Genomic DNA, 25,320 nt, shown 5'->3' with positions numbered 1-25,320 from the left:
AGCGACTGGGTATTTCGACGTTCGACGTGGCTCGGCAGATGGAATTGGTCGGCGCTCCCGTCGACACCGACACGGTCGCCGCCTGGGAGAGCGGAACCCATCGCCCCACCGAGGGCGAACTGTTCGCGCTGGCGGACGTGCTGTGGTGCCGGACCATCGAATTGATGGGAATAGACCAGCCCCGCACCCTGGCGGAACTCCGGCTCGCCCGGCAATTCACCGTGGCGAGACTGGCCCGGGACATCGGAATGCAGGTCCACGACTACACAAGGGCCGAGGAAAAGAACCAGTGGCCGGGAAATTTCGTCCAGACCCTGGGCCTTCTGCACGCGCTGAACATCTCCTTCCGCCAACTGGAGGAGGTGGCCGAGGTGTCCGCCTCGATGGACCCGGCCCTGGACCCCGGCCCCGCCCGCCCCGGCCGCTGACCGGCCGCCGGGCCGCGTGACGGCGGAGGTGTGACGGCGGAGGCGGGGCCGGGAGGCGGGCCCCCGGAGGCTGGGCGGTACGTGCACGGCACGTGCCCGCGTGACCGGACGGCGGGTCGGCCGGCATCCCGCCTCCGGCCGGCCGGCCCGCCGTCGCCCGCCTCCCGCGCCGAGGGGCCGGCGGCACCGGAGGCGGAAGCCGCTCCCGCTCAGCCGGAGCGCTGGTCGAGCAGCCGGACGAGCTTGCCGCTGCGCGGGTTGACGGCGAGCTCCTCCAGCGGAACGTGCTCGACCGTCAGCGGGTGGATCATTCCCGCTTCGACGTGCTCACCGAAGGCCGGGCGGAGTTCGTCGAAGCGTGCGACGACCAGGGCGGCGAACCGCTCGGGGTCCCCGATCTCGCCGGCGATCCGCAGGACCAGCTCGTCCTTGGAATCGCGGCGCCGTTGCACCGCCTGCATACCCGAGATCAGCCGGCCGCCCGACACCTCGTCGACCACGGCCCGCAGATCCTCGAGGTAGACGGTCATCGGTCCGACCCGCGCACCCGTTTCGGAGCGCCCCAGCAGGCGGAAGCGCCCGTCCTCGTGGTCCACCCACTCCGCCACGTCGCCCACGGGATACCGGATGACCGGCATGAGACGCCTGACCAGGTCGGTCGCCAGCAGCAGTCCCGGCCGGCCCGGCTCGCGGACCGGTTCGCCGGTGTGCTCGTCGACGATCTCCAGCAGCTTGTGCGGCCGGTGCACGCGATGCACCCGCGTGTCCGGCTCTCCCTCGACCGGGGCGGCGAGGACACCGGCGTCCACGGACGCGTACCCCAGCGAGCGGACGTCCGCGCGGGGGAACGCCTTCGTGATCAGAGGCCGTTGATCCGCGTGGAAGGCCTCACCGCTGAACAGGAACAGGCGGACCGACGCCAGCGACTCCCCGCGGGCGACGAGGTGTGCCGCGACGCGGGTGAGGGTCGTAGGGGTGGCCAGCACGACGGTCGCCTGCTGCTCCGCCATGGTCTCCGCCACGATCTCGGGTGAGGGGCTGCCCGCGATCGGCAGGTGCACCGCGGGCACGGAGGCCTCCTGGAGGGCGAGCGTGTTGAACAGGAAGCTCGCGTAGAGCTCTCCGGCGTAGAAGAGGTTGGCGACACGGTCGCCGGGACGCAGGCCGGCCGCCGTGCAGCCGTCCGCCCACAGCCGCGCCATGGCGTGCAGTTCGGCGCGGGTGAAGACGGTGAGCTTGGGACGGCTGGTGGTACCGCCCGTCCGGAACACGATGCCCTCCAGCTGGCGGCTCGTCAGCACCTGGTTGTCGTGGGTGGTGTTGGCCGCCCAGAAACCGGAGTGGTCGACGACGGGGAGATCCTCCGGGCGCAGGTTCTCGTCCGTCTTCACCCGCGCGTAGAGGTCCCGGTAGTAGGGGGAGTTCCGGCGGGCGAACTCCACGAGTTCCCGGAGCTGCGATGCGGTCATGTCGGATTCCTTTGCCGGGGTGGTGCCGTGGGGGCGGGCGATCGGGGGGTACGGCCGGTCAGGTACGGCCGGTCAGCCCGCGCTCCACTTCTGGTTGCTCGCGCCGTTGCAGTCCCACAGCTGGAGCCGGGTGCCGTTGCCGGTGCCGCGGTCCTTCACGTCGACGCACTTGTCCGCCTGCGGGTTGACCAGGTCGTGCGCGGCGTTGAGCCGGAACTGCTGGGCGGGGTTGCCGCTGCACCTGGCCAGTTGGATCACCGCGCCGTTGCCGGTCGCGCCCCAGGCGACGTCCATGCACAGGCCCAGCGCGCGCACGGTGCCGTCCTTCATGAACCGCCAGGTCTGCTGCGAGGCCCCGGTGCAGTCCCAGATCTGCAGCGGTGTGCCGTCGCCCCCGGAGCCCGTGACGTCGATGCAGCGGCCGGAGGCGTAACTCCGGATGGAGACGCCCGGGGGCGTCGAGGAACCGCCGCCGGACGACGTCGTGTCGCTCGTGCCGGACGAGGTCTTGTTCGAGGTGGTCTTGGTGGTGTCCGTCTTCCCGGACGTGGAACCGCCGGCCTGGCCGCCCGTGGTGTGGCCGGTGGCCTTCTCGGCGCTCGTGTGCTTGCCGCCGCTGCCGCTGTTGCCGCCCTGCGCGCCCTTTCCGCCGGTGGACGCGACCTGGTCGGCCTGGGCGTGCGTGTCCGGGCGCCCGGCGTCGTGCGACCCGGAGTCCTTGCCGGACGCGCCGCGCGCCGCAGGTCCGGCTCCGGTGGTCGGGGACGCCGATCCGATGGCACCGTAACCGTCCTCGCCGGGGCCGCCGAGCACGGTACCGGGGGTCGCTCCGGCCGCCTGGGCGCGGCTGCCGTCGTCCTCGCCGCCCACCAGGAACGGCACGGCCAGCAGCAGCGCCCCGACCATGGCGGCTCCGGCCAGCAGGCTCTTGTGCGGCCGTCCCGCGGGGGCGGCGGGCGCCGGCTCGGGCATCCCCGCGGGGGCCGCCTCGGCCTCCTCCGGCTCCTCGCCGCCGGACGCGGCGGCGGTCCCCGCCTCCGCGGCACCGGCCTCGGGAGCGGCGCCGGGCTCGGGGGCGGCACCGGCCGCCTCCGGTTCCTCTGCGGCCTCGCCGGTGGCCTCGGGGCGCCGGGCCGCCGGACCGGACGCGCCGTGCGCCGTGGGCCCGGGACCGGCGAGGGCGGCGGTGGCCGGGGCGGCCGACTGCTCCGGGGTGGCCGCGGTTGCCGCGGCGGCCGGGGGTGACGCGGCCCCGGTCGCTTCGCCGGCCTCGGCGGTCCGGGCCACGGCGGCGTCCGGTCCTTGTGCCGGCGAGCCGGCCCGGTCAGGGGTTCTCTGCGGTTCCTGGGGCTGTGAAGGGGTCATGTTTCCTTCTCGGGTACGACAGGGACGGTGTGCAGGGCGAGGGCGATCCTGTGGCCGAGGTGCCGTCAGGCGCCTGCTGGGGGAGCTGCGGTGGCGGGCGCCTGCGCTGACGCCGCGGCAGCGGCTGCCGGTGTGGAGACGGCTGACGGTGTGGCAGCTGGCTCGACCGGGTCCGCCGGTCCGTCCCGGTGAGACGCCCCGGGCTGTCGGCGGGCGCTCAACCGGGTGTAGGCGGCCTGTATTTCAGGGGGGAAGAGAGCAGGGTTACGGCGCAGCAGGCGTTCGAGAGCCTCCGGACCGAGCCCGAGCTCGTCAAGCCGCTGCTGTCCTGGCGAGAGTTGCCAGAAGGCCGCGGCCTTGGGCGCGTACGCCAGCCCCTCCACGTCGTGCTGCCCCACGGGTGTGGCCAGCAGCTCGGGGGAGCCGAGCAGCGCACGGAGCTCCGCGGCGACGTCCAGCCCGGCGTCGGGCTCCGGCGCGGAGGAGCTTCCGCCGGAGCCGTTCGCGGCTTGCGTGAGGTCCGCGCTCCGGTGGACGTCCGTGGCTTCGGAGCCGACGCTGACCGGGAAGACCTCCGCGACTTCGGGGACCTCCATGGCTTCGGGGGCTGTGGTGGCTTGGGGGACGGGCTTGGCCTCGGAGGCCGCCGTGGTCTGGGGCGCTGCTTCGGCCTGGGTGGTGTCTGCGGCTTCGGCGGTCGTGGTGGCTTCCGGGGCCTCCATGGCTTCGGGGGTTGTCACGGCTTCGGGGACGGTCGTGGCTTCGGGCATGGGGGCGGGCTCGGAAGCGGCCATGGCCTCCGGGGCTGCTTCGGCTTCGGAGGGGGCGTCCGGGGTCCGCGCGCCGGGTCCGGTGTCGGTGGCGTCGCCGTCCGGCCGAGTGGCAGCGGAACCCTCCGCCGCCCCGTCCAGCGCGGCGGCGTCCGCCGAGTCGCGTGCGGCCTCGGACCCGTTGTCGGACCCGACGGCGTGACCGGTCCCGTGGCGCCGCGCGGCCGGGGAACCGTCGCCGGTCCCGCGGTCCGGTCGGGCCAGCAGGTACTCCCCGCCTCTGCGGTACAGGACCACCGAGCGCCCGTCCGCTCGGTCGCCGGTGGCGCGGGTGCGGACGGTGCCGTCCTCTCCGACCACGGTGACGTCGGCGCCGAGCACGTCTGCCGCGTACCGTGCCGCCTCCTGCTCGGTGGCGTCGTCCCAGACCCCGTTCCCGGCGATCGCGCCCGGGGTGCCCTCGGGGCGGGCCGGCAGCAGAGCGTGTTCCTCGCCGGTGAGTCCCGGCAGGCCGTCGGCGACGGAGGACCAGAAGCCGTTGCCGTCGCCCTCGGGTGCGACGAGGGTGTGGACCGTGCCGTCCGGGCCGGTCAGCGACGGCGCCCGCCCCGGCGTGAAGACGGGGCGCCAGGCGCCGGAGCCCGCCGTCCACGGCACGGAGCCGTGCGCGGGCCGCGGCGGCCGGCCCGCCTGGGGCGCGACGGCCTCGGGGACGGTGTCCGCTGCGGGTGACGGCGCGGGCGACGGCGCGGGCAGCGCGGGCGTGCGCGGGTCCTCTCCGGCGGGGAGCGCCGGCCGGTAGTGCCGGTCCTTCAACTGGAGTACGACGCGCGGCAGTTCCTCCCGCTCCGCGTCCGCTGCGGCCGGCGCCCCGGACGGCGGCGGCGTGAAGTCCTGGAAGGTGCCGTCCTCGCGGACGACCGTGATCCGCGCCCCGAAGTGCCGCGCGGCCAGCGCGGGCAGCAGGTCGGCCGCGCCGTGGTCCCAGCCCGCGTCCTTCGCCGCGTCACCGGAACGCAGCAGCTGCGCCCGTGCGAGGGCGGCGCGCTGTCCGGCGGGCAGCTCGGCGTGCAGCGGCATGTGGCCCGAGGCCTCGAACTCGCGGCGTTCGGGCGATTCCGGCGCGAAGGCCACCCCGCTCTCCCGCAGTTCCGCGTCGTCGAACCTGTCCTTCGTGTCGGGAGACGTGAAGTGCAGCAGATCGTCGTCGTCGCGCGAGTCGTCCAGCTCGTCGGCGAGCCGGCCCCGCAGGTCGCGCACGATCTCCTGACGGTCCGCCGCCGTCGCCCAGTGCCCGAACTCCTCCGGGGAGGCGTGGTACACCCCTTCGGCCAGGGCGTGGAAGAACCCGTCGCCGTCGGCGGGGACGTCATGGACCGTGTAGAAGACGCCCTCGGGCGAAACCAGCCGGTCCGGCATCCCGTCGGGTGAGGTGAAGCGGGCGGCCGGCGCACCGGGGCCCTCACCGGCCGGCCGGGGCGCCCGGTACACCACCGGCGGGGGCTCGGTGAGGCCCTGTCGCCGCTCCGGTTCACCGGACCGTACCGGCTCCGCGGGCAGCTGGTGCCAGCGGGTGAGCCGGTCCGCCGCGGCCCGGACCCGGTGGAACTCCGCGGCGGCGGCCTCGGCCTCGTCGAGGAGGGGCTGCAGGAGCTGCTGCTTCACCACGTCCACCGGGTCGCCGCCGGCCTGTCCCGGCATCGTCTCCGGCTGGTCGGCGAGCGTGCGGCGCTTCTTCCAGTAGGCCTCGTCGGCGGCGATCCAGGCCTTGGACGCCTTGGTGACCTGGGTCCAGGCGTCCGCGACCCGGGACGGGAAGTTCGCGTCGTCGATCAGGCCCAGCTCGCGGGCCGTGTCCTCGTGCACCACCGTGATCAGCTGCGTCCGTGCCTCGACGGCCCGGACGCGGCGGACCCGGCCGAACAGATGACGGGAGCGCTCCACCTCGGCGACGCCGAGCCAGTCGGTCGGCACCGCGAACACGAAACTCCGGCCGGCCGGCTTCTCGGTGAGCTGGGCGCCGTCCGCGGTGCCCCGCGTCCAGCGGTCGGTGGCGGAGACGTTGGGTCCCGCGAGGTTCCCGGAGGGCACGACCGACCCGACGGTCTTCGCGGCCACCGACGCCATCGCGCCGACGCCGGAGTCGTATCCGCTGGTGCGGGACCGGGCCTGGCTCGCGGCGCCCGTGTCCCGCTCCGCGATCTCCATCGTGCTCTCCGGCACCACTGCGAGCAGGGTGGCCCGGCCCAGGTCCGGCCTGGAGTAGAGACGGAAGTCGCCGTGCGCGCTCCCCTCCGCGTTCAGGCCGGGGACCGTGTAGCCCTCGGCGGTGCCGCTCTCCTCGAAGAAGGCCGCCAGCGCGGCGTCCCGGGTCGCGTTGTCGAGCGCGAGCGCCGCCGCGGTACCGGGGCGGGTGAGCCCGGTACGGGACGCACGCTCCGCGGCCGCGTCCAGTTCCGCCCCGGAAAGCTCGCGCGGACCGTCGCCGTCGGGGGCCACGGAAGTCCCGTACGCCTCGCCCAGTGCCAGGGTGGCGGCCTGCCGCAGGATGTCCAGGCCCACGACCCTGCGCACCATCCAGCCGACGACGGGCGGCCGGAAGGGGCCGCGGGTGCCGTCCGGGAGCCCGGTGGACCGCCAGGTTTCGACCTCGCCCACGGTGGCGCCGGGCGTCCACCGGGTGACGGTCCGCGGCGGCCGGGCCACGGCGGGCGGACCGAGCGGGTCGTCCGTCGGCGCCGACTGCCGGGCCGGGGCGGTCATGCTGAGCGGTACGTACTCGCGCAGCGTCCCGACCGTGTTCTCCTCGTGGATCGTCGTGCCCTGCCCGGTGTCCAGCGTCAGCCGGAGCCGGTATCCGGTGCGGTACTGGGCGTGCGGTTCGCGGGCGTAGAACCGCTGCGTCCGGGTCTGCGTGCGGGAGAGGCCGCTCGACGTCTGCTCGGAGGTGACGACCGACCCGTCGAACGTCGCCGGAACCGACGCGAGTTCGCCCGGCCGCGGGTCCCGCTTCGACGGGACCGTCAGCACGGTCTCGTTGATGCCGATCCCGTAGGCCCTGGACCTGCCCGTCGAGCCGCCGCGCGACTCCGTCACGGTCGCGACGCGGGTGTCCTCGATGTTCACACCGTGGTCGAGGCCGTCGAACCGCGACTCCTCGGCGACCAGTTCGACGCGGAGGCTGCCCATGCGGCTGCCGAGGCGGACTCCCATGATCCAGCGGCCGACCCGGGTACGTCCCGTGCTGCCGCCGCTGGTCATCTGCTCCCGCAGGGCCCGCAGGGCGCGGGGGGTCACCAGGGAGCGCACCCGCTCCCGGTCCGCGTCCCCGACCTGCCAGGCCCGCAGCTGCCGGTCGAACCCGGCCAGCACCTGAGTGGCGTCAAGGGCGTTGACGGGGTACGAGCCGAACGGGTGGTCGTGCCACCACGTGGTGGCGGTCCACTCGTGCGCCGTGTACAGCGGCACCGTGCCCAGGCCGTCCCGGAGCAGTCCGAGCCGGTGGGCCGTCTTCTCCCCGAGGTGGCCGAGGTAGCTGTCCGGGAGGATGAGCCGGACGCCGGCCGGACCGCCGCGGTGGAAGGGCGTGAGCACCGGGCGGAGCAGCCCCTCGAGGCGGACGGCACCCGCGATGTCGTGCCGGGTGTCACCGGCCACCAGGACCTTGTGGCCGCCGTCGTCGGCGTTGGCGTCCGAGGTGACCGTACGGATCACGCTGGTGGTCTCGGTGCGCGAGCTGCCCCGGCCGTAGCGCAGGCCGTGCGTCGAGGTGAGTTCGGTGCCGCCCGGGCGCGTGCCGTACTTGCCGCCTGCGGTCAGGGCCAGCGCGAAGCTGCTGCCCGTGGTGACCGACCCCGCGATGTTCAGGTCGCTGCCGATGGCGAGCTCGGTGCCCATCTTGGCGGGCTTGGAGATCACGCGCAGGTCCTGGACCCGGACCTGGTGCACCAGTTCGGCCACGCGGTGCCGCAGCAGGCCCTCGGCGAAGAACGTCGCCCGGGAGCCGGCCGGACCGGACGCCTGGTCGAAGCCGCTGGTGAGGGCGTGCGACTGGAAGAGCCGCACCATGGCGTCGTGCGGGACGGCCCCGGTCCGCGTGAAGTGCCAGGCGCCGCCGGACAGCCCTGCCATGAGGTCCTGGGCGGCACCGGCGAGCGCCAGGGGCGAGCCCACGCTGACGGTTTGATGGGCGTGGCCGCGGAACACGTCCCACTCCCGTGCCTCGCCCGCCGCCTCCTCACCGAGGTCCGGTACGCCGTCCAGCAGGGCGCGCGCCCGCGCCTGGCTCAACTCCTGCGAGGGGACGACCGATTCGGCGTCCGCCGCCGACTCCGCGTCCGGCGTCGAGCCGACGGCAGGGGCGGTCTCCGCGTCCGGTGTCGAGTCGGCGTCCGGGGCGGTCTCCGCGTCCGGTGTCGAGTCGGCGTCCGGGGCGGTCTCCGCGTCCGGTGTCGAGTCGGCGTCCGGGGCGGTCTCCGCGTCCGGTGTCGAGTCGGCGTCCGGGGCGGTCTCCGCGTCCGCCGCCGACTCCGCGTCCGCCGCCGACTCCGCGTCCGCCGCCGACTCCGCGTCCGCCGCCGTCTGCTCGTCCGCCGCGGGCTCGGTGCCGGCGTCCGACGGCCGGCTCTCCCCGACGGAGTCGGAACCGTGCGTGACGGGCGCGGGTTCCTCCACCGCCCGGTCCTCCGGTACGGAGTCCAGGGCGGGGAGCGTGTGCTCGTCCGGCACGGCCAGTACGACGCGGCCGGTGAACGGCGTACCCGCCTCGCCCCCGATCAGGTCCCGGCTCTCCTGGGGCCGCGCGCCGAGGGCGCCCAGCGACAGCGCTCTCGGCACCGAGCGGTAGCGGGCGAAGCCCTCGACGGCCACCGTCAGGCTCAGCCGGTAGCTGTGCAGGTGGGACGGGCGGGCGCTGGCGGCCAGCGGTTCGAAGGACACGCTCGCCCCGTACTGCGTGCCGCGGCCCCGGCTGCGCCCCCAGATCGCGCGGCCCGAGACGGTGGCGTGGTCCGTGACCCCGCTCCGTGCCTCCAGGCCCCAGCTCGTGGTGTCGTTCACCGCGGAGGAGCCGTCCAGCCGCTCGGTGCCCGGGGCGCTGGTGCGCAGGATCAGGTCGTTCTGGGTCCCCTCGTAGCGCCGCTGCGTCAGCTCGCCGCCGACGCGGAGGGTGAGCCGCGAGCGGGTCCAGGTGGCGCGCGGAACGTCCAGCGGGATGGTCAGCCCGGTGGTGGTGATCACCCCGAGGTTGCCGGCGACGCTGTGGTGGGACAGGGCGTTGCGCACCCGCAGGGTGTTCTGCAGTGCCATGACGAAGTGCTCCCGGTCGCGCCAGCGGGCGTCGGCCGGATCGGTGAACTCCTCCAGGGGTGCCAGGACGCCCGGATACCGCTCCGCGGCCGCCCGGACCACCTGGTCGGCGAAGGTCTCCAGCCAGCCCTTCGACGCGCCCGCCGGGACCTCACCGTCCTCCCAGCGGAACTCCTCGGGCCTGCTCATGCCCAGCAGGGCGGGGCGGTCGCCGGTCAGGTACGCCGGGGGGCGGGGCTCGTTGCCGTGCCGGGCGCGCAGGGTGGTGCCGTCGTCCCAGCCGGCCAGCCGGCGGGCCTCGGTGTGGGTCATCCGGTCCAGGCTCCAGGTCTCGAACCGGACGGTCTCCGCGCTGCCGCTCCGCCGCACGTGGACGGTCTTGCGGACGTGGTACAGGACGGTGGGCACGTTCTTCGCCCGGCCTACGACCTTGTGGGCGCCCGAGCCGCCGAACGCGCTGCTGTCCGTGACCGTGTGCTCCCGGCCGATGACGCCTCCGGCCATGGCCTTCCCGAGGATCCCCAGTTCCGCGCTGGGGCCGACGGTGACCTCGACGCCCAGGGTGGCCGAGCGGGAGAACGTCCGTTCGTTCCTGGCGGTCTGCTGGAGCGTGTTGCGCATCTCGAAGACCTGGCTCTCGGTGAGCAGGACGGCCTCCCCGGGCTCGACCCGCTCCACGGTGAACGCGCCGAGCGGTGCGCCGTCCTCGCCGAACAGCACCTCCGTGGCGACGCCGCCCCTGGCCAGCCGGTCGGCGGCCCGCTGGAAGTACTCCGCGCCGAAGAAGGCGGAGAGGTACGCGTGGGCCGCGGTGCCGGGCTCCGCGCCGATCTCCGCCACGAGCCGGTCCCGCAACGGCCTGATCGGTCCGAAGCCCTCCGTGTGCACCAGCCGGTAGTCGGCGTGCTCGTCCAGCGTCATCCGCTGCGGCACCCGCCCCGGCTCGGCGGGGGAGGTGGCGCTGTCGGCGAGCCGCACGGTCAGTCCGTTGCGCACCGAGAAGGCGAACTGGTTCTGCCCCGCCGGGGGGTCCGCGGCCGCACCGACGACGGAGACCTCGTAGCGCACGTCGTCCAGGTGCAGGTGCGAGCTCTCCGCCGCCCGGCTCTCCACCTGGCTGAGCGTCTGGTCCTGCAGGGCGTGCTCGTGGGACTCGGCGACGCCCAGCGAGAAGTTGACGCGGCCGAACCCGGCCACTCCCGACGGCGGGCCGACCGTCAGGCCCAGCCCGGCCTTCGCCTTGCTGCCACCCACGCCGGTCCGGCCGTCGCCGGTCTGGCTGCGGTGGGCGGCGTCGATCTTGACGGGGGTGGCGTGGACGTCGGTGAACCGCTCCCAGTTGCCGTGCGGACGGGTGACCACCCGCAGCGCCGTCCTGGTCCCGTCGCCGAACGCCGGTGACTCGTATCCGTCACCGGTGAACGCCTGCGGCCTGGCGTCCATGGCCCGGCGCAGGTCGTCGAGCGCCGCGCGCAGGCCGGGCTCGGCGTTCGGTCCGCCGAGACGCCCGGCGATCTCCGCCACCACCAGGTCGGCACCGCGCAGGGCGACCCGGCTGTGGCCGTAGCTGCGGGACCGGTCGTCCCCCTCGCCGTATCCGGACGTCAGGTACTCGGGCAGCCGGCTGCCGTCGGTGAAGACCACCCGTCCGTCCTCGGCGGACGGCGCCGGCATCGCGCGGTCCACGCGGGGCGGGCGGTGCGTGTCGAGTTGCGTCTCGATACGGGAGGGGCCCGGCGTCCGCTCGCGCGGGGCGGCGGCGTCGTGGGCCTCCGGTTCCGGCTGACCGGCCTCGTCGCCGGCTTGCGGCTGACTGGCCTCGTCGCCGGCTCCCGACTGCTCCTCGTCAGCGCTCGGCTCTGGTGCGGCGCCGTCCTCCGGTTCGTGCTCCTCCGGCTGTGCGTCCGGTGTGCTCACGGACCCGCCTGCCGGTGGCTGGAGGGATGCATCGGCCGCGACGACACCGCCGGACGGCTCCTCCTGCCGTCCTCCGGACAACACCTCCTCATCGGGAGCCGGCAATTGCTGGTGCAGGTTGTTGATCTTGAGGGCGGAAACGGCGTCCGGCATGCGCGTGCCGTCCAGCCAGAACCCCACCGTCTGGCGGGTCACACCCAGTCGCCCGGCCACGGCCGTCTGTGACTCCAGTGCGCGGACCAGCTCGGTCAGGTGGGACAGGGTGGTCCGGTAGGTGTGGAGTTCCTCGGGGATGACGCGTTCGGCGTACGCGGCGATCCGCTCGCGCATCGCCTGGTCCGGGGAGGACCTGCCGTCCCGCCAGTCGCGCACCGTTTCCGGGCTCACCCCGACCTCACCGTCGCTGAACGCGTCGGCCAACGCCTCCCAGGCGGCAGAGGGGTTCCGGTTCTGCTGCTCCTTCGCCCACAGGAGTTTGAGGACGCTGCTGAAGGGCGCGGTGGGATGCTGTCGCCGAGTGCCGTCCGACGGGTCGTTGCGGGGCGGACGGTCCTCCGCCGGACGCCGGGCCTCGGACGGGTCCACCCCGGCGGATGCCGGGTCCGGGTCCGAGGCGTCATCGGTGGCGTGCCGCGTCCCGCCGGACGCGTCATCGGCACCCGCGGCGGTCTCCCCGGCCGGGCCGCCGGCCTCCGTGGAGGGCGCCGCGGTCTCCTCGTCCGGACCCGGTGCCTCCTGCTCCTCCGGCTGCTGGGCGTCCGGCCCGGCTTCGCCGTTCCGGGCCGGTTCCGCCGCTGCCGGAACCGGACGGACGTCGACGATCCTGCCGTTCTCGGACAGGACGTCGATCTCCACCCCGGCGAACGAGCCGCGGACCCTCGTTCGCCCCGGGTGCGCGGGGTCGGGCACGGCCGCCTGCGGGTCCGTGGTCCTCGAGACCATGTACGCGGCGTAGCGCACGTCCTCGCGGGACCACCCGGCGGGGAAGCCCGCCTCGTCGTGCGCGGTGAGCGGCGCCCCGGCAGCGAAGACGTTCGCCAGCACCCCGTCGATCTCGGTCTGCATGTACGTGGGGACCCGCGCGCCCGGCGTGCCGTTCGCCGCGGTGCCGGTCTCACGGAGCGTCCTCTCCCCGCCGAACGGGTCGGCCAGTTCCAGGGCTCGCGCGAGGGCGGTCCGCGCCCGCGCCGGGTCGGCGCCGTCCGACGGCAGCCACTCGGTGGACGGCGGCGCGGCGGCATCCAGAGCCCGGACGACGCCCGCCAACTCCCCGGCTGCCGTGGGCAGACCGAGGAGCCCGGGCAGGTCGTCCGCGGCCGACGGGCCCCCCTCCAGCCCCACCGGGACCACGTGGTGCGCGTCCTGCGGGCTGTCCACGCGGGCCAACGACACACGGACCAGCGGAGCCTGATCCGCCCGCCGGATGCCGCCGTAGGCGCGGGCGACGGCCGCGCGCATGCGGTCCCAGAGCCGGTCCGCCACGGTCGGCTCGGTGCCGTGCGCCGGGTCCAGGTGGATCCGGACCGTGAGGTCGAGGCCGCGCTGCCCGTTGGCGAACAGCACGTGACGGACGTCGGCGTCGACGGTCCGTCCGCCGCGGGGCAGGGAGACGGTCACCGCGGCCGTCTCGCCCACCGGTTGTTCCGTAGCCGGCTCGGTGCCGCCGAGTGGCGACCACGCCGTGGCCGGCGCGACCTGGTCCAGGTCCTGGACCAGAGCGGTGAGGTCGGCGGCTGTCTGCGGCAGGCCCAGGAGCCCCGGCAGCCCGTCCAGCAGCTGCCCGAGTCCGTCGGCTGCCACTCGCAGGACGTGATCGGCTCCCTCCGGGGTGTCCGCACGCAGCAGCGACAGCCGGACCGCCGGTGCCTGGGTCATCCTCGAGTACAGGTCGTTGTACCTGTCGGCGACCTTCTCCATGTACGTCCACAGAGCGTTGAGCAGGGGCGCCGGAACACCGGGCTCCGGAGCCAGATGGAGCCGTGCGGACAGGTTGTGTTCCTGGGCACCGTCGGAGTACCGCACCCGCTGGACGGAGAACCGCGTCTCGCTCCCGTCGCGGGAGACGACCGCAGGGACGGAGGCCGTCTCGGCGACCGGATTGGGCCGGGGCCACCTCAGGCGGGGCTGCACGGGCGTGGGCCGGTAGGCGACGTGCCGCCCGTCCCGGACCAGTCCCTCGATGCGGACTCCGTCGGCCTCGCCCACCCAGTGGTAGGTCCGGCCGTCCTCCAGCTCCCTCCGCGTCTCCGTCGCCACGGCCGCGTCGTGCGCCCTGGCCACGGCGTCCAGCACCTGCCGGGGTCTCCACGCGGAGGGGAACATGACGTGGTCGGGTCCGTCCGAGTGCATACGCCAGCGGGACGGTACGGCCGCCCGCGGGTCGCCGGGACGCACGGTGGGGTCGAGGAACCAGACGGTGGCCCGGTAGGTGCCGTTCTCCTGCCGTGGGCCGTCCTCGATCCGGAGGCCATTCAGGTCGAGGCCCTGCGCGGGCCTGTGGTGGACGCCGGTCCGGGTGCGCCGGTCGCCGTACCTGGACAGGTCCTCGACCCGCTGCCCGAAGGCGGGTCCGTTCCGCGAGCCGGAGACCGGCGGCGGTACGTAGCCGGGGGCAGGCCCGTCGGGCTGGCTGTCCGAGGGGCGGAACCCGGTGAAGACGCCGTGGCGCAGCTCTCCCTCGATACGCACTCCGGCGTACTCACCCACCCAGACATGGCTGCCCGGCCGGCCCGGAGCACGGTGGACCCCGCCGCGCCGCCGGGCGTCGAGATACGCCTGCTCGGCGGCGTAGACGGCGTCGTCCTCCGTCCAGTGCGCGGGGAACATCATGTGTCCGGCCCCCGGCCGCCGCGGGGTGCCGGCCGGGTCCGCGACGTCGAGGTACGGCGAGACGCCGCTCGCCGGCCGGGGACGGGTCCCGGGGGCGTCCGGGTACTCCGCGCGGTGGGTGCCGTTCGGGTTGAGCGTCCCCTCCACCACGACCGGGGCCGGCCGCTCCGACATGCCGCTGGGCGGGAGATGACCGCCCGTGTCCAGTCGCAGGTCTCCGTGCAGCACGAGCTGCCGGACCTCGAGGGAGAAGTGCGCACGCTCCGGCAGCTCGTCCTCTCCGGTCGGCGCGGTCTCCGTGGCGGCGGACGGATCGCCGGCGGCGTGTCCTCCGGTGGCCGCGAGGGCCCTCTCCACGGCCGCTCCGATCTGCCGCAGGTGGCGCGGCGGAATCCACCAGCGGCCGACGGCCGTGCCCTCACGCGGGTGCGCCAGGTCCAGGTCGGGACGCCCCCACTCGTCCACCCCCGCGGGGCCGTCCATCAGCGCCCCGTCCGCGTAGACCGGGCGCCGGCCGGCGTCCACCTCGCGGTACTCGTCGTGCAGGCCCAGCAGGTGTCCCACCTCGTGGGCCAGTACGTCGGAATCGGTGTCGAGCGCCCAGTTCAGGGCATCCACCCGGTTGATCTCGGGGTGCAGCGTGATGTGCTGGTGTGCTTCCTCGGCGGTCCCGACGAAGTCGAGGAAGACCCGGAACCGGTCTCCGTTGGGAAGACGGGAGCCGCGGTTGTAACGGGCGTCGACGCCCTGCTGCGCCCGCCGGGCGACCTCGTTCCTCTGCTGCTCGGTCACGGACGTGCCGTCCGCGGGGTCGAGGAAGACACGCACCACCGCGCTGGTACCGAAGTCCCCGCCGGGCAGCCGGTACCGGCGCGCCTCGAAATGCCTGATCGGGGCGGGCGTGATGTAGGGGGCCAGGGTCGTCGTCTGCTCGCGGGGCGGAGTGACCACAGCACGGCCGATCTCGACACCGCCGGCGAACCCGGGCCCGGCGTCCCCGGCGTCTCCCGCGTCCTCTGCCGCGCTCGGTGCGCCCTCGACGGGGGCCGAGCGCGCGCCGGAGCGCCAGATCCGTCCCGCGTTGAGGCCGGGTGTGCCCTCGTTGCCGCGCGGGCTGTCGTCGCCGGGCCGGCTCGTGTCCAGGCCGGGCCAGCCGGATTCCGTGTCGAAGCCGGGCCAGCCCTGTGTCGTGTCGAAGCCGGGCCGGTCTTGCGCGGCTTGCGAGCCGGGCCAGCCGGGTTCCGGGTCCAGGCCGGGCCAACCCGGTGTCGTGTCGAAGCCGGGCCAGCCTTGCGTCGCTTGCGAGCCGGGCCAGCCCTGCGCGGTGTCGGAGCTGGGCCAGCCGGGTTCTGTGACCAGGCCGGGCCAGCCCTGCGTCGAGTCGAAGCCGGGCCAGCCCTGTGCCGTGTCCGAGCCGGGCCAGCCCTGTGCCGTGTCCGAGCCGGGCCAGCCCTGTGCCGTGTCCGAGCCGGGCCAGCCCTGTGTCGTGTCGAAGCCGGGCCAGCCCTGTGCCGTGTCGGAGCCGGGCCGGCCCGGCTCCGACACGCTCTGGTCCTCCCGGACGGGGGGCGACGGCCAGTCGCCCCGCTCCATGGGATCGGGTTCATGCAGGGTGGAGGGACGGCCGAAGGGGTCGGCCACGTCGAGGGCGTGCCGCAGTTCCTCCTGTCCGAGTTCCGGATCGGTGTCGGCCGGCAGCCGCCACCGGTCGGCGCCCGGCGCCCCGTCGTCCAGCAGGTCGACCGCGAGTCGCCGCAGATCGGCCGATGCCGGTACGAGCTCCATGAGCTGCTGTGAGAAGCCGTCCACGTTCTCGGAACCCACCTGGAGGGAGTGGTGTGCCTCCTCCGCACTGTCGACCCGGACGAGGTCGAACCGCAGCAGGGGGCCGTCGCTCCCGGACCTCCGCCACGCCCGGGCGTAGGAGGAGGCCGTGGACCTCCGCAGGCTGTCGAAAAGGGAGTCCAGCCGAGCGGTGTCGGTGCCGGGCGCGGCGGCCAGGTGGAACCGGATCGCCAGCTCGACGCCCTGCTGCCCGTTGTCCAACAGCACGTGCCGGACATCGAGCGGCAGGGACCGCCCGGCACCGGAAACCGAAGCGGAGTCCAGGGCCTCGCCGACCGGCGCGCGGCCGGGCCAGCGCGGGTACGGCTGCACCGCGGTGGGCCGGAACACGAGATGCCGGCCGTCACGCACCAGCCCCTCGACCCGCACCCCCTGGGCCGTGCCGACCCAGTGATAGGTGCCGCGGTCGTCGACCGGCCTCGACATGCCCCGCGCCACGGCCGTGTCGTGGGCGGCCGAGACGGCGTCCAGCACCTCGTGCGACGCCCAGTCGGCGGGGAACATCACGTGCTGGTCGCCGTCCCGGTGCGGGCGCCAGTTGCTCGTGTCCGCCGCGCCCTCGGCGTCGTGCGGAGACACGGAGGGGTCGAGGAACCGGACCTCGGCCTGGTAGGTGCCGTTGCCGTTCTCCTGACCGGGGCCGATCAGCAGGCCGTACCGGGTCTCGTCGACCTTGGGCGCGTGGTGGGCGCCGCTGAGGGTGCGGCGGTCGCCGTAGCGGACCAGGTCCTCGACCCGCTGCCCGAAGAGGGGGCCGTTCTGCGGCGTGCCGGGCGGCACCGGCGGCGCGTAGGCCGGGGCGGGCGTGCCGGGCTGGTCGTCACTGGGCCGGAAACCGGTGAAGACGCCTCCGACGAGGTCTCCCTCGATCCGCACGCCCGCGTACTCACCGGTCCACACCTGGGTGGCGCCGCGGCCTGGGGCGGGCCGGACGGCCCCCTCCCGCAGGGCGTGGAGGTAGGCCTGCTCGGCCGCGTAGACCGCGTCCTCCTCCGTCCAGTGCGCGGGGAACATCATCAGCCCGCGCTCCCGGTGGACCCCGGCCAGGTCACCGGCGTCGGGAAGCCAGCGGTCCTCGGCACCCGAGGGGCCGTCCCCCGGGTACTCGGCCCGGTAGGTGCCGTTGGGACGGGTGGTGCCGTCCAGCACGAGAGGCCTCGGGCGGGACGACCCGGCGCCCGGGGCCAGACGGCCACCGCGTCCGGGACGCGACTCCCCGTGCAGCACCGCGCGCAGGACATCCGGCGAGAACCGCGCCCGGGCCGGCGGCGAAGCCGGCCGGAACAGGTACCTGTCCTGATCCGCCCTGCTCCGGTCCGCACCGCCGGGGACGGCCGCCGTGTCCGGCGTCGCGTCGTCCCCGGCCCCCTCGGCCCGGGCCGGGGGTTCCGGGGTTTCCCAGTCGTGGAGCGTGCCCTCCAGCGAGGCCTTGTCCCGGGCCCACCGCTCCCGGGCCTGCTCGATGCCCGCACCGAGCTGCCGCAGATGACGGGGAGGGATCCGCTGCGCGCCCCGGCCCGAGTGCCGGGCCTCGGACATGAGGTCGGTGTCCACGAGGAAGCGTCCTGTGGGGTCGATGTGGCTCGCCCCCATCAGCGTTCCGTCGAGGTACACGGCGCGCCGGCCGTACTCGTCGCTCTCCCGGTACTCGTCCTCCAGGCCCAGCAGGTGCCCCACCTCGTGCGCGATGGTGCGCGGCCTGGTGTTCGCTCCCCACTCCAGGTGGTTCGCGCGCTCCAGGTGGCCGTACACGGTGACCGTGTGATGGGCGGTGCCGGGATCGGCGACGAACTCCAGGTCGAGCCGGAAGACGTCCCCGTCGGGCAGCCGGTGGCCGGTGTTCCACATCGCGTCGACGCCTGCCCGGGCCGACTCCCGCAGACGTTCCAACTGCTCGTCGGAGGCGAAGGAGGAGCCTCCGAAGGACCTCTGCAGATATACGCGGACCACCGCGCTGGTCGCGAACTCGCCCGAGGGCAGCCGGTACCGGCGCGCCTCGAACCTCCTGATGTCGAGCGCCCCACCGAGCGCGCCCACCCAGGGCCGCGGGACTTTACCGTCGGGAGACGTCTCCGGGGGCCCCACCTCCAGACGTTCCACCTCGTGCGCTCCGGCCGCCTCCCGCCTGAGCACCCAGTCCCCGGCCGGTCCCATGGCGCGCAGCGACCGCTCCCGCGGCGTCTCCGCTTCCTCCGCGGCCGCTTCCTGCCCGGCGGTGTCCTCCCCGTCGGTGTCCTCCCCGGCCTGGGCCGTGCCGGAGGCGTCCGCCGTATCCGTGGGCCCCTCGCTGCCTGCCGGTGCCTCAGCGGACGAGGCAGCCGGGGACGACGGAGCGGACCGCTGTCCCGGACGGGCGGAACCCTGCCCTGCGGGCCCGGTCTCGACGGGTCCGTCGGAGCGGAAGCCGTCGCGGAACACCGTCTCCGGGTCCTCGCCGGAGAACCGCCACACCTGCTCGCCCTCCGCGGTGCGCAGGTTGGGGCGGTCCTCGGGGTGCGCCATGTCCATGCTCACGGTGGGCGGGACATCGCCGGGCCCGGTCGCCGCCCCGGCACCGGGCGGGACCAGCCCGGCGGGAACGACTCCGGGAATCGTGTAGAGGCCGGTGACGCCCGCGCCCAGCGCCGCCTCCTCCTGCGGCGAGGAGACGTCGGCAAGGTGCGAGGCACGCACGATCTCGAACAGCGAGTGGTCCTGGCCGGGGAGCATCCAGCCCATCAGGGCCTTGCGGAAGTCGACGGCGCTCGTGGCCGGGACGTTCAGCCACTGGAAGGCCCTGAGCATGCGCAGCGTCGTACCGGAGACGCCGGCGATCAGCGGCATCCCCTGCCCGTCGTGCCAGCGCCGGTACCACCGGGACCGCTCGTCCAGGGTCCAGTAGGCGATCCCCTCGACCCAGCTCAGGGGCAGTTCCGGCCCTTGCTCGTCGGCGTCCTTCAGATCGCCGGCGCGGAGTGCCTCGACCGTGACGGGTTTCCGTACGACGGCGAAGACCCGCTCCACCGGAGGACGCGGCTGCGCCGAAGGTACGCCGGGATCGTGGTCCGCCGTCGTGTCCGCCGGCGCGGCGGCCCGCTGGATCTCGACCGCGGTGACGTCCGGGCGGGACAGGACGCCGGTGACGTCGGGGTCGTCCGTGAGCGGGTCGAAGGTGAGGGTGTCGAGAGGGACCTCCTCGATGTCGAAGCCGACCAGGGACAGCGGCCGCTCGTTCCGGCTCAGGAAGGTCCGCTCACCGTCCGTCAGGCGGGCGCCGAGGTAGGTGTAATCGCGGGGGGTCTTCTTCGCCGGTCCGGTCTCCTGCTCCGAGGCCGGCCGTGCGACACGTGACATCTGGCTGCGGACCATCTCCCAGGGGTCCTTGGCCGCGCCCGTCGTGCTGTGGGCGGCCAGGCTGCCCAGGGCGAAGGGGTCCGACGCGTCGAACAGGTAGGCCTGCCCGCGCAGTTCGGGATCCGCCTCGAGCGACTCCTGGAGTTCGTGCCGGGCACCGTTGTGCACGAACCGGGCATAGGTCTCCAGCGCGTCGCGGTCGAGACCCAGCCGGTCGGCCAGCGGCATGCCGGTGTGGGTGGCGGAGGAAACGTCACCGGGGCTCAGAACCGACCGCAGCACGGCGGTCAGCGAGGGAACCTCCGCGTCCCTCTCGTACAGCGCCTTCTTCCCGGCGGCGTTGAAGAACGCCGTCATCAGCTCGCGCACCGATCCCTCGGCGACCAGGCGGTCGAGGGCGTCCGTGCTGGAGGTCGCCGCGGCCAGGACCGTCTGCCCCGCGCTGGTCGGGTCGGTCGTGAAGAACGACGAGTCGACGACCTCGGCGCTGTACCGGGGAGACGGGTAGGCGGCGTGCAGCACCTCGCGCAGCCGCACGACGGCCGAGCGCGCGGCCGCGAGCGCCGCCGGATCGGCGTGGTGGTGGGCCCCGACGCGCTGTTCGAACGCGGCCCGCGCGCGGGTGAGTTCAGCAGGCGGTGCGGCCGTGACGGCGCTCTCGCGCCCGGCCTGGGCGGTGTCCTCCCGTGCGGACCCGTCGCGTCCGTCGTCCTGGGGAACGGCATCGTCCCCGCGCTGTCCGTCCGCCGCCCGGGTGCCGTCCCCGGTGAGCCGGTAGTCGACAGCGGGCGCGACGTCGGGGTCGTTCGTCGCCGTCGCAAGGGGAGTGGATTCCGTGGTCGCCACGGGAGTGGATCCCGTGGCCGCCGGCGGACCGGGCACGGCGGTGCCGGCGTTCCGGCTCTCGGTCTCGGGCCGGGGACCCTCCGGCAGCGTCTCCTGGTCGTCCGGCGTGGGACCGGCGACCGGTGCGGTGTGCCCGTCGGCGGCCGTCTCCGGTCCCGTGTCCTCCGCGGCCGTCGGACGCGGGGTGCCGGCAGCCGGGGCGGGCGATTGCCCCGCCGACGGGGACGGCGACGGCCCGTCGGTCTGTTCCGGCCCGTCGCCCGAGGCCGCCACGGCGTGGGGGCGCGTCAGCCCGTGGAGACGCTCGCGCACGGCCGCGAGCAGCCCCGTGAACCACTGGAGGGCGGCCCGGCCCCGGGTGCGCACCGCCTCCCAGATGGCCTGCAGAGAACCCATCAGGTCGTCGAGCAGCTGCTGCACCCGCCCCTTCTGCACCTGCTGGTGCTGCCCGTCGGTCCACTCGACGGTGTCCGTGTCCGGGTCGTACCGGCCGGTGCGGTTCTCGACCGTGTCATAGACGCTGAGGACGGCCCAGGAGTCGATGCTGTCGGGGAAGACCACCTCATCCGCCAGCCGGGGGTGGGTCCACTCGGCCGGGACCACTCCCGCCTGCTGCTGCCTGCGAATGGTGGCGGCGACATCCACCCCAACGGGTACGGAGTTCCACGTCGGGTCGATCTCGTAGCGGTAGCGCTGTGTGCCGCGGCCCGGTGCGTGATTCCGCGTGGTCAGGACGAAGTGAGCAGACCGGTCCCCTTCCACCCAGTCCACCAGCCGTGGCGCCTCGTCGGAGCCGGCGGCCCGGAATCCGTCCCGCAGGACCAGCTCCGGGTTCTCCGCCTCGTCGGAGAACCGCCACAGGCGTTCCCCGATGGCGCTGGTGACCACGTAGGAACGGTCATCCGGGTCGAGGAGGGACGTATCCACCGGGACCGGGGAGTGACGGTCGCCCGGCAGCCACTCGACGTGTCTGGCGTTCGGGTTCCAGAAACCCGTGCGCCTGTGCTCCCGGTCGTAGACGCTCGCGATCGCCATCGGTGCGACCGCGTTCGTGAAGGTGACTTCCTGTTCGTGCGGAAAGGGTGACATCTGGTGAATTGCGACGAAACCGCCCAGGCGCTCCGCCTCCAGGGTGGCGTTCAGGTCGATGCCCACCGGGTCCGGGTTGCGGCTCGAATCGATCTCGTAGCGGTAGCGGCGCTGGTTGAACCACAGGTCGATGTCGCGCGTTGTGGACACGAAGGGAGCGGGGCCGTTCAGCTGCGCGTACCTCATCAGCGTCGGACCGGCTTCGGAGGTGTCGGCGGAGAATCCGTTCTCGAACACCACTTCCGGCGCCTTGCCCGAGAACCTGAACAGGCGTTCCCCGCGGACCTCGACGACGAACTGGCGCGGGTCCGGGACCATGGCGTAGTTCACCGCCGGCAGCCCGTCGGGGCCTGGGTGCCGCGCCGCTTCCCCGTCCACCGGCTCGGAGACGACCTCCGGCTCGGTGGACGGTGCGACCGCCTCCTGGGTGACCGGGAGTTCCGGAGCGGCCCCGGTCCCCTTCGCGCTCCGGTGCAGATGTGGACTGAGGACGTCGGCGATCTGCCGGAGGTGGTCGGTGGTGAGGACGAAGTCCTGTCGTGCGGGGTCGGTGAAGGTGTCCATGAGGCTGGACTGGCCTTCGGTGAGGTGTTGTTCGCCGCGCCCGCCGGGGGTGAGGAGGACGCGGGGGTCGGGGTTGTCGTCGATGACGCCGAGGCCGTGCACGATCTCGTGGACGTAGGCGGCGGGGTGGACGCCGGTGTACCAGGCGCTCTGGACCATGGACTGCCCGGTGGTGGGCAGGCCGTCGTGGACGGTGACTACGGAGTCGGCGTCGGCCGGGGAGTCGACGAAGCGCACGTCCACGCGCAGCAGCGGACCGGGCAGGGCGGGGCCGGTGATCCGGTCGGGCTGGAGGGCGGGCAGACGGTAGTCGCGTCGGTTGACCAGGTCGTCCAGGGCTGTGCGCAGGCCGTTGTGCAGGGCGGTGAGCTGTTCGGGGGAGGCGTCCTGGGCGGCCAGGTGGATCCGGCGGCTGAGGTGGATGGTGTCCTGTATGGGGGTGGCGCCGCGGTAGTGGGCCCACGTGTAGCCGGCCTGTGTCCGCTCGCCCGATCCCTGTGGGCGGCTCACCTGCCACGGTGCGTCGAACTCGACGAGTTCGCCGTCGACGAGGCGGCTGACCGTGCGGGTGCCGGGCGTGGCGGGGGTGAAGGTGAACGCCTCGGGGTTCCCGTCGCCTCCGAAGGGTATCCAGCGCTCGGTGTCCACCTCGCCCGACGCCAGCAGTTCACCGGTGGTCCAGTCGACCGATTCGGTGGCGGTGTTCCAGGTGCCGGTGCGGTGCAGTTCGCGGTCGAAGACGCTGACGACCGCAGGCCCGGCGATCGGGCCGGTGAACGCGATCTCCTGTTCGCCGATGTTCATGCCGAGCGTCGCATCGACGTCGACGCCGGTGGGGTCCGCGTTGCGGGCGGTGTCGATCTGGTAGCGGTAGCGGCGGTCGCCGTACCAGAGCTCGCGGTTGCGGGTGGTGGCCACGAACTGCGCGGGCGGATTCTCGGTCACCCAGTCCATGACGGGCACGACGTTGGCCGGGTCGTCCGGGTGGAACCCCTCCCGGAACACCTGCTCCGGCGGCAGGTTCGAGAACCGCCAGACCTGCTCGCCCTCGCGGCTCTCCGGGTAGGGGAAGAGGTCGAAGTCGTCGCCGCTCACCATGTGGTAGTCCACCGCCGGCGCCACGTCGGCCGTCGGCGTGGTGGGCACGGTCCGCCCGCTGACGGGTGAGACCTCGGAGGCGGAGCCGCTCGCGGCCGGGGTGCCGCCGCCGGAGACGGTGGAGACCCGGGCTGGAGCCGGGACCGGGTCGTGGACCTGGTCGGCCGACTCGGTCTCGGTGGTGACGGGTTCGGGTGTGGTGGCGTGCGGGTCGGCCGGGGTCTGCCCGACGGTGCGTACCGGTTCGGCGCGCGTGTCGTCGGTGACGGTGTCGTCCGCGGTGGAGGGGTGGTCGGTCGCCGTCGGGTCGTTCGCCGTGGAGTCGGAGTCGGTGGTGGTGGGCGGGGTCCGGCGTGGTGGTGCGGGCGTGGGGTTGGCAGCGGCGGCCGGGGCGGTGCTTGCGGTGCGGTCGGGGGCCGTCGTGGGCACGGCGGTGGGGACGCCGGAGGGGCCCTGTGTGCCGATGGGGGTGGTCGGAGTGGCGGCCTGGGTGGTGACGGGTGCGGGTGTGGTGGTGCCGTCGGGGTCGGCAGGGGTCTGCCCGACGGTCTGCGCCGGTTCGGTCTGCGCCGGTTCGGTGTGCGTGTCGTCGGTGGCCGTGTCGTCCCCGGTGGTGGGGGCGTCGTCCGTCACTACGGGATCGGTGGCGGAACCGGCGGTGCCTCGGACCGGGCGCGGCGCCGCCGGTTCCGTCACCGTAGCGGGCCGAGGGGCCGGCGCGGTGCTGTGCGGCGCGGCGGCCGGAGCCGTGGGGGAGGCGGCATCGGGGCCGGGGGCCGCGTCGCCGGACGGCGTCGCGGCCGGGGCGACCGGAGTGGCACCGTCGGGCCCGGTGACGGGTGTGGGCGTGTCCTCGGCGCTGTCGGCGGGTCCGGTGACGTGCGTCGGCGTGCCCTCGGTGTCCTCGTCGGATCCGGTGCCGGGCTGCGTGCCCGCGCCGCCCGCGGCCGGTGTCCGGTTCCCGCCGGTCCCGCCGGTCCCGCCGGTCGTGCCGGGCTGCGGGGACGCCGAACCGGGCTGCGGGGACGCTGTACCCGGCTGGGGCGACGCCGTACCGGGTGTGGTGGTCCCCGGTGTGGGGGATCCGGGCGCGGTGCCCTGGGGAACGCCGCCCGCGGGCACCCCGACGGAGCCGAGGGTCCCGGGGCCTCCGACCTGGACGGAAGGGACCGCTGGGTCGATGTGACCCGGGTTCGTCAAGTCGGCGCCGACGGTCGGCACGGCCGACGCCGGGTCGGACCCGGAGCCGGACCCGGAGCCGGACCCGGAGCCAGATCCGCCGCCGGTGCGTGCGGGCGTACCGCCCAGCGGGGACCCGGGGACGGTGCCCTGCTCGTCCTCGCCCCCGGCGTCGAGCCCGGCGTCGGGCCCGTTGACCGGCCCGACGGGCTGGGAGCCGGAGAACTTGCTGTTGATCCACGTACCCGAGCCCACGGCACCGGTGTGCAGCACGTGCTCGGACCTGTTGCTCAGGCCCGCCCCGACGAACGACGACCAGGACGTTGACCAGTTGCCGTACATGAGGCCGCCGCCCAGGAACTCGGCCACGGACTCCGCGCCGGCCTCGCCGAGGGCCTGGCTCCCGCCGGACAGGTGCTGTCCCGGCGGAGGCGTCGGCACCCAGGCCCCGGAGCCCTTCTTCCGGTCCGGCAGGTGGTTGACCGCTGTGGGGGGCGTCTTCGCGCCGACCTTGGGCAGGACGTCGTCGGCGACGTTCTTGACCGTCTTGCTTCCCTTGAAGCTCTTCTTCACCGCGTCGAAGGCTTTCTGGCCCCCCTTGGCGATCGGGGCCATGAAGGCGCCCGCGATACCGCCGATGACGCCGTCCGCGGCGATCGCCTTCCAGTCGAAGTCCTTGGGGGCGAACTCGCCGGAGGTCAGCGCGATCATGCCCAGCCGGACCGCGAACGACTGGAACGCCTCCTCCAGCGCCTCACTGAGGACGGGCATCATGTGCGTGCGCCGCAGGAGGGTCTCCATGAGCGTGAGGATCACGACGCGGCTGCGGGCCCTGGCCACGGCCGCACGGCCGGCCGCGGCCCCGCCGCTGAACACCGACAGGGCGAAGACCACGAACAGTTCGGCCATCAGGCGGATCACCTCGGCGATGATCTGCCACTTGGTCTCCATGATCTGGTACGAGGTCCGGACCCGGCCGTCGGCGATGTCGTCCAGCTGCTTGGAGAACTGCTTGAGATGAGCGGTCCCGCCCTCGTCCACGAACATGCGCATCGCGCGCACGTAGTTCTGCCCGGCCTGGGGCGGCAGCGCCCGGGCGGCGCTGCCGATCGACTTCTCGATCAGGTCGGACAGTTCCTCCAGGTTCCTGGCCAGCCTGCGGTAGGGGGCGTGGCTCCCCCGCGCCAGGTCCTCGTTCGCCTGGATCAGCTTCTCGCCGATGAGGACGAAGAGCATGTTGTTGACGGAGTTCGAGGCCTGGATCGCCACGCTGGATCGTTT

General features: G+C 74.2%; 4 protein-coding genes. 1 reads left to right on the top strand and 3 read right to left on the bottom strand.

Features of this window, described 5'->3' with window-relative positions:
- Positions 1 to 26: 26 nt before the first annotated feature.
- Positions 27 to 428 carry a helix-turn-helix domain-containing protein gene (locus ACH4ZX_RS05550; RefSeq protein WP_398267905.1) on the top strand — a complete coding sequence of 134 codons (402 nt, stop codon included), beginning with the start codon at positions 27 to 29 and terminating at the stop codon, positions 426 to 428.
- Positions 429 to 637: 209 nt separating this feature from the next.
- Here the strand turns inward: ACH4ZX_RS05550 and ACH4ZX_RS05545 are convergent, their stop codons facing one another.
- The 3 genes from ACH4ZX_RS05545 to ACH4ZX_RS05535 form a co-directional block, all read right to left on the bottom strand.
- A complete protein-coding gene (locus ACH4ZX_RS05545) occupies positions 638 to 1,897 on the bottom strand; it encodes a phenylacetate--CoA ligase family protein (RefSeq protein WP_398267902.1) in 1,260 nt (419 codons plus the stop codon).
- Positions 1,898 to 1,969: 72 nt separating this feature from the next.
- Positions 1,970 to 3,262 carry a ricin-type beta-trefoil lectin domain protein gene (locus tag ACH4ZX_RS05540; RefSeq protein ID WP_398267899.1) on the bottom strand — a complete coding sequence of 431 codons (1,293 nt, stop codon included), beginning with the start codon at positions 3,260 to 3,262 and terminating at the stop codon, positions 1,970 to 1,972.
- A gap of 65 nt (positions 3,263 to 3,327) precedes the next feature.
- Complete coding sequence (locus ACH4ZX_RS05535; RefSeq protein WP_398267896.1) at positions 3,328 to 25,308, bottom strand: EndoU domain-containing protein; 21,981 nt, start codon at positions 25,306 to 25,308, stop codon at positions 3,328 to 3,330.
- Positions 25,309 to 25,320: the final 12 nt, after the last annotated feature.

Source organism: Streptomyces sp. NPDC020490, from assembly GCF_044335305.1.
Lineage (GTDB): Bacteria > Actinomycetota > Actinomycetes > Streptomycetales > Streptomycetaceae > Streptomyces.
Note: the sequence above shows the minus strand (reverse complement) of the source record. Positions and strands in the feature narration are given on the sequence as shown.

What these genes read in the sequence shown, in the direction of transcription:
- ACH4ZX_RS05545 (WP_398267902.1), bottom strand. Translation starts at nt 1,897, where the DNA reads ATGACCGCATCGCAGCTCCGGGAACTCGTGGAGTTCGCCCGCCGGAAC.
- ACH4ZX_RS05540 (WP_398267899.1), bottom strand. Translation starts at nt 3,262, where the DNA reads ATGACCCCTTCACAGCCCCAGGAACCGCAGAGAACCCCTGACCGGGCC.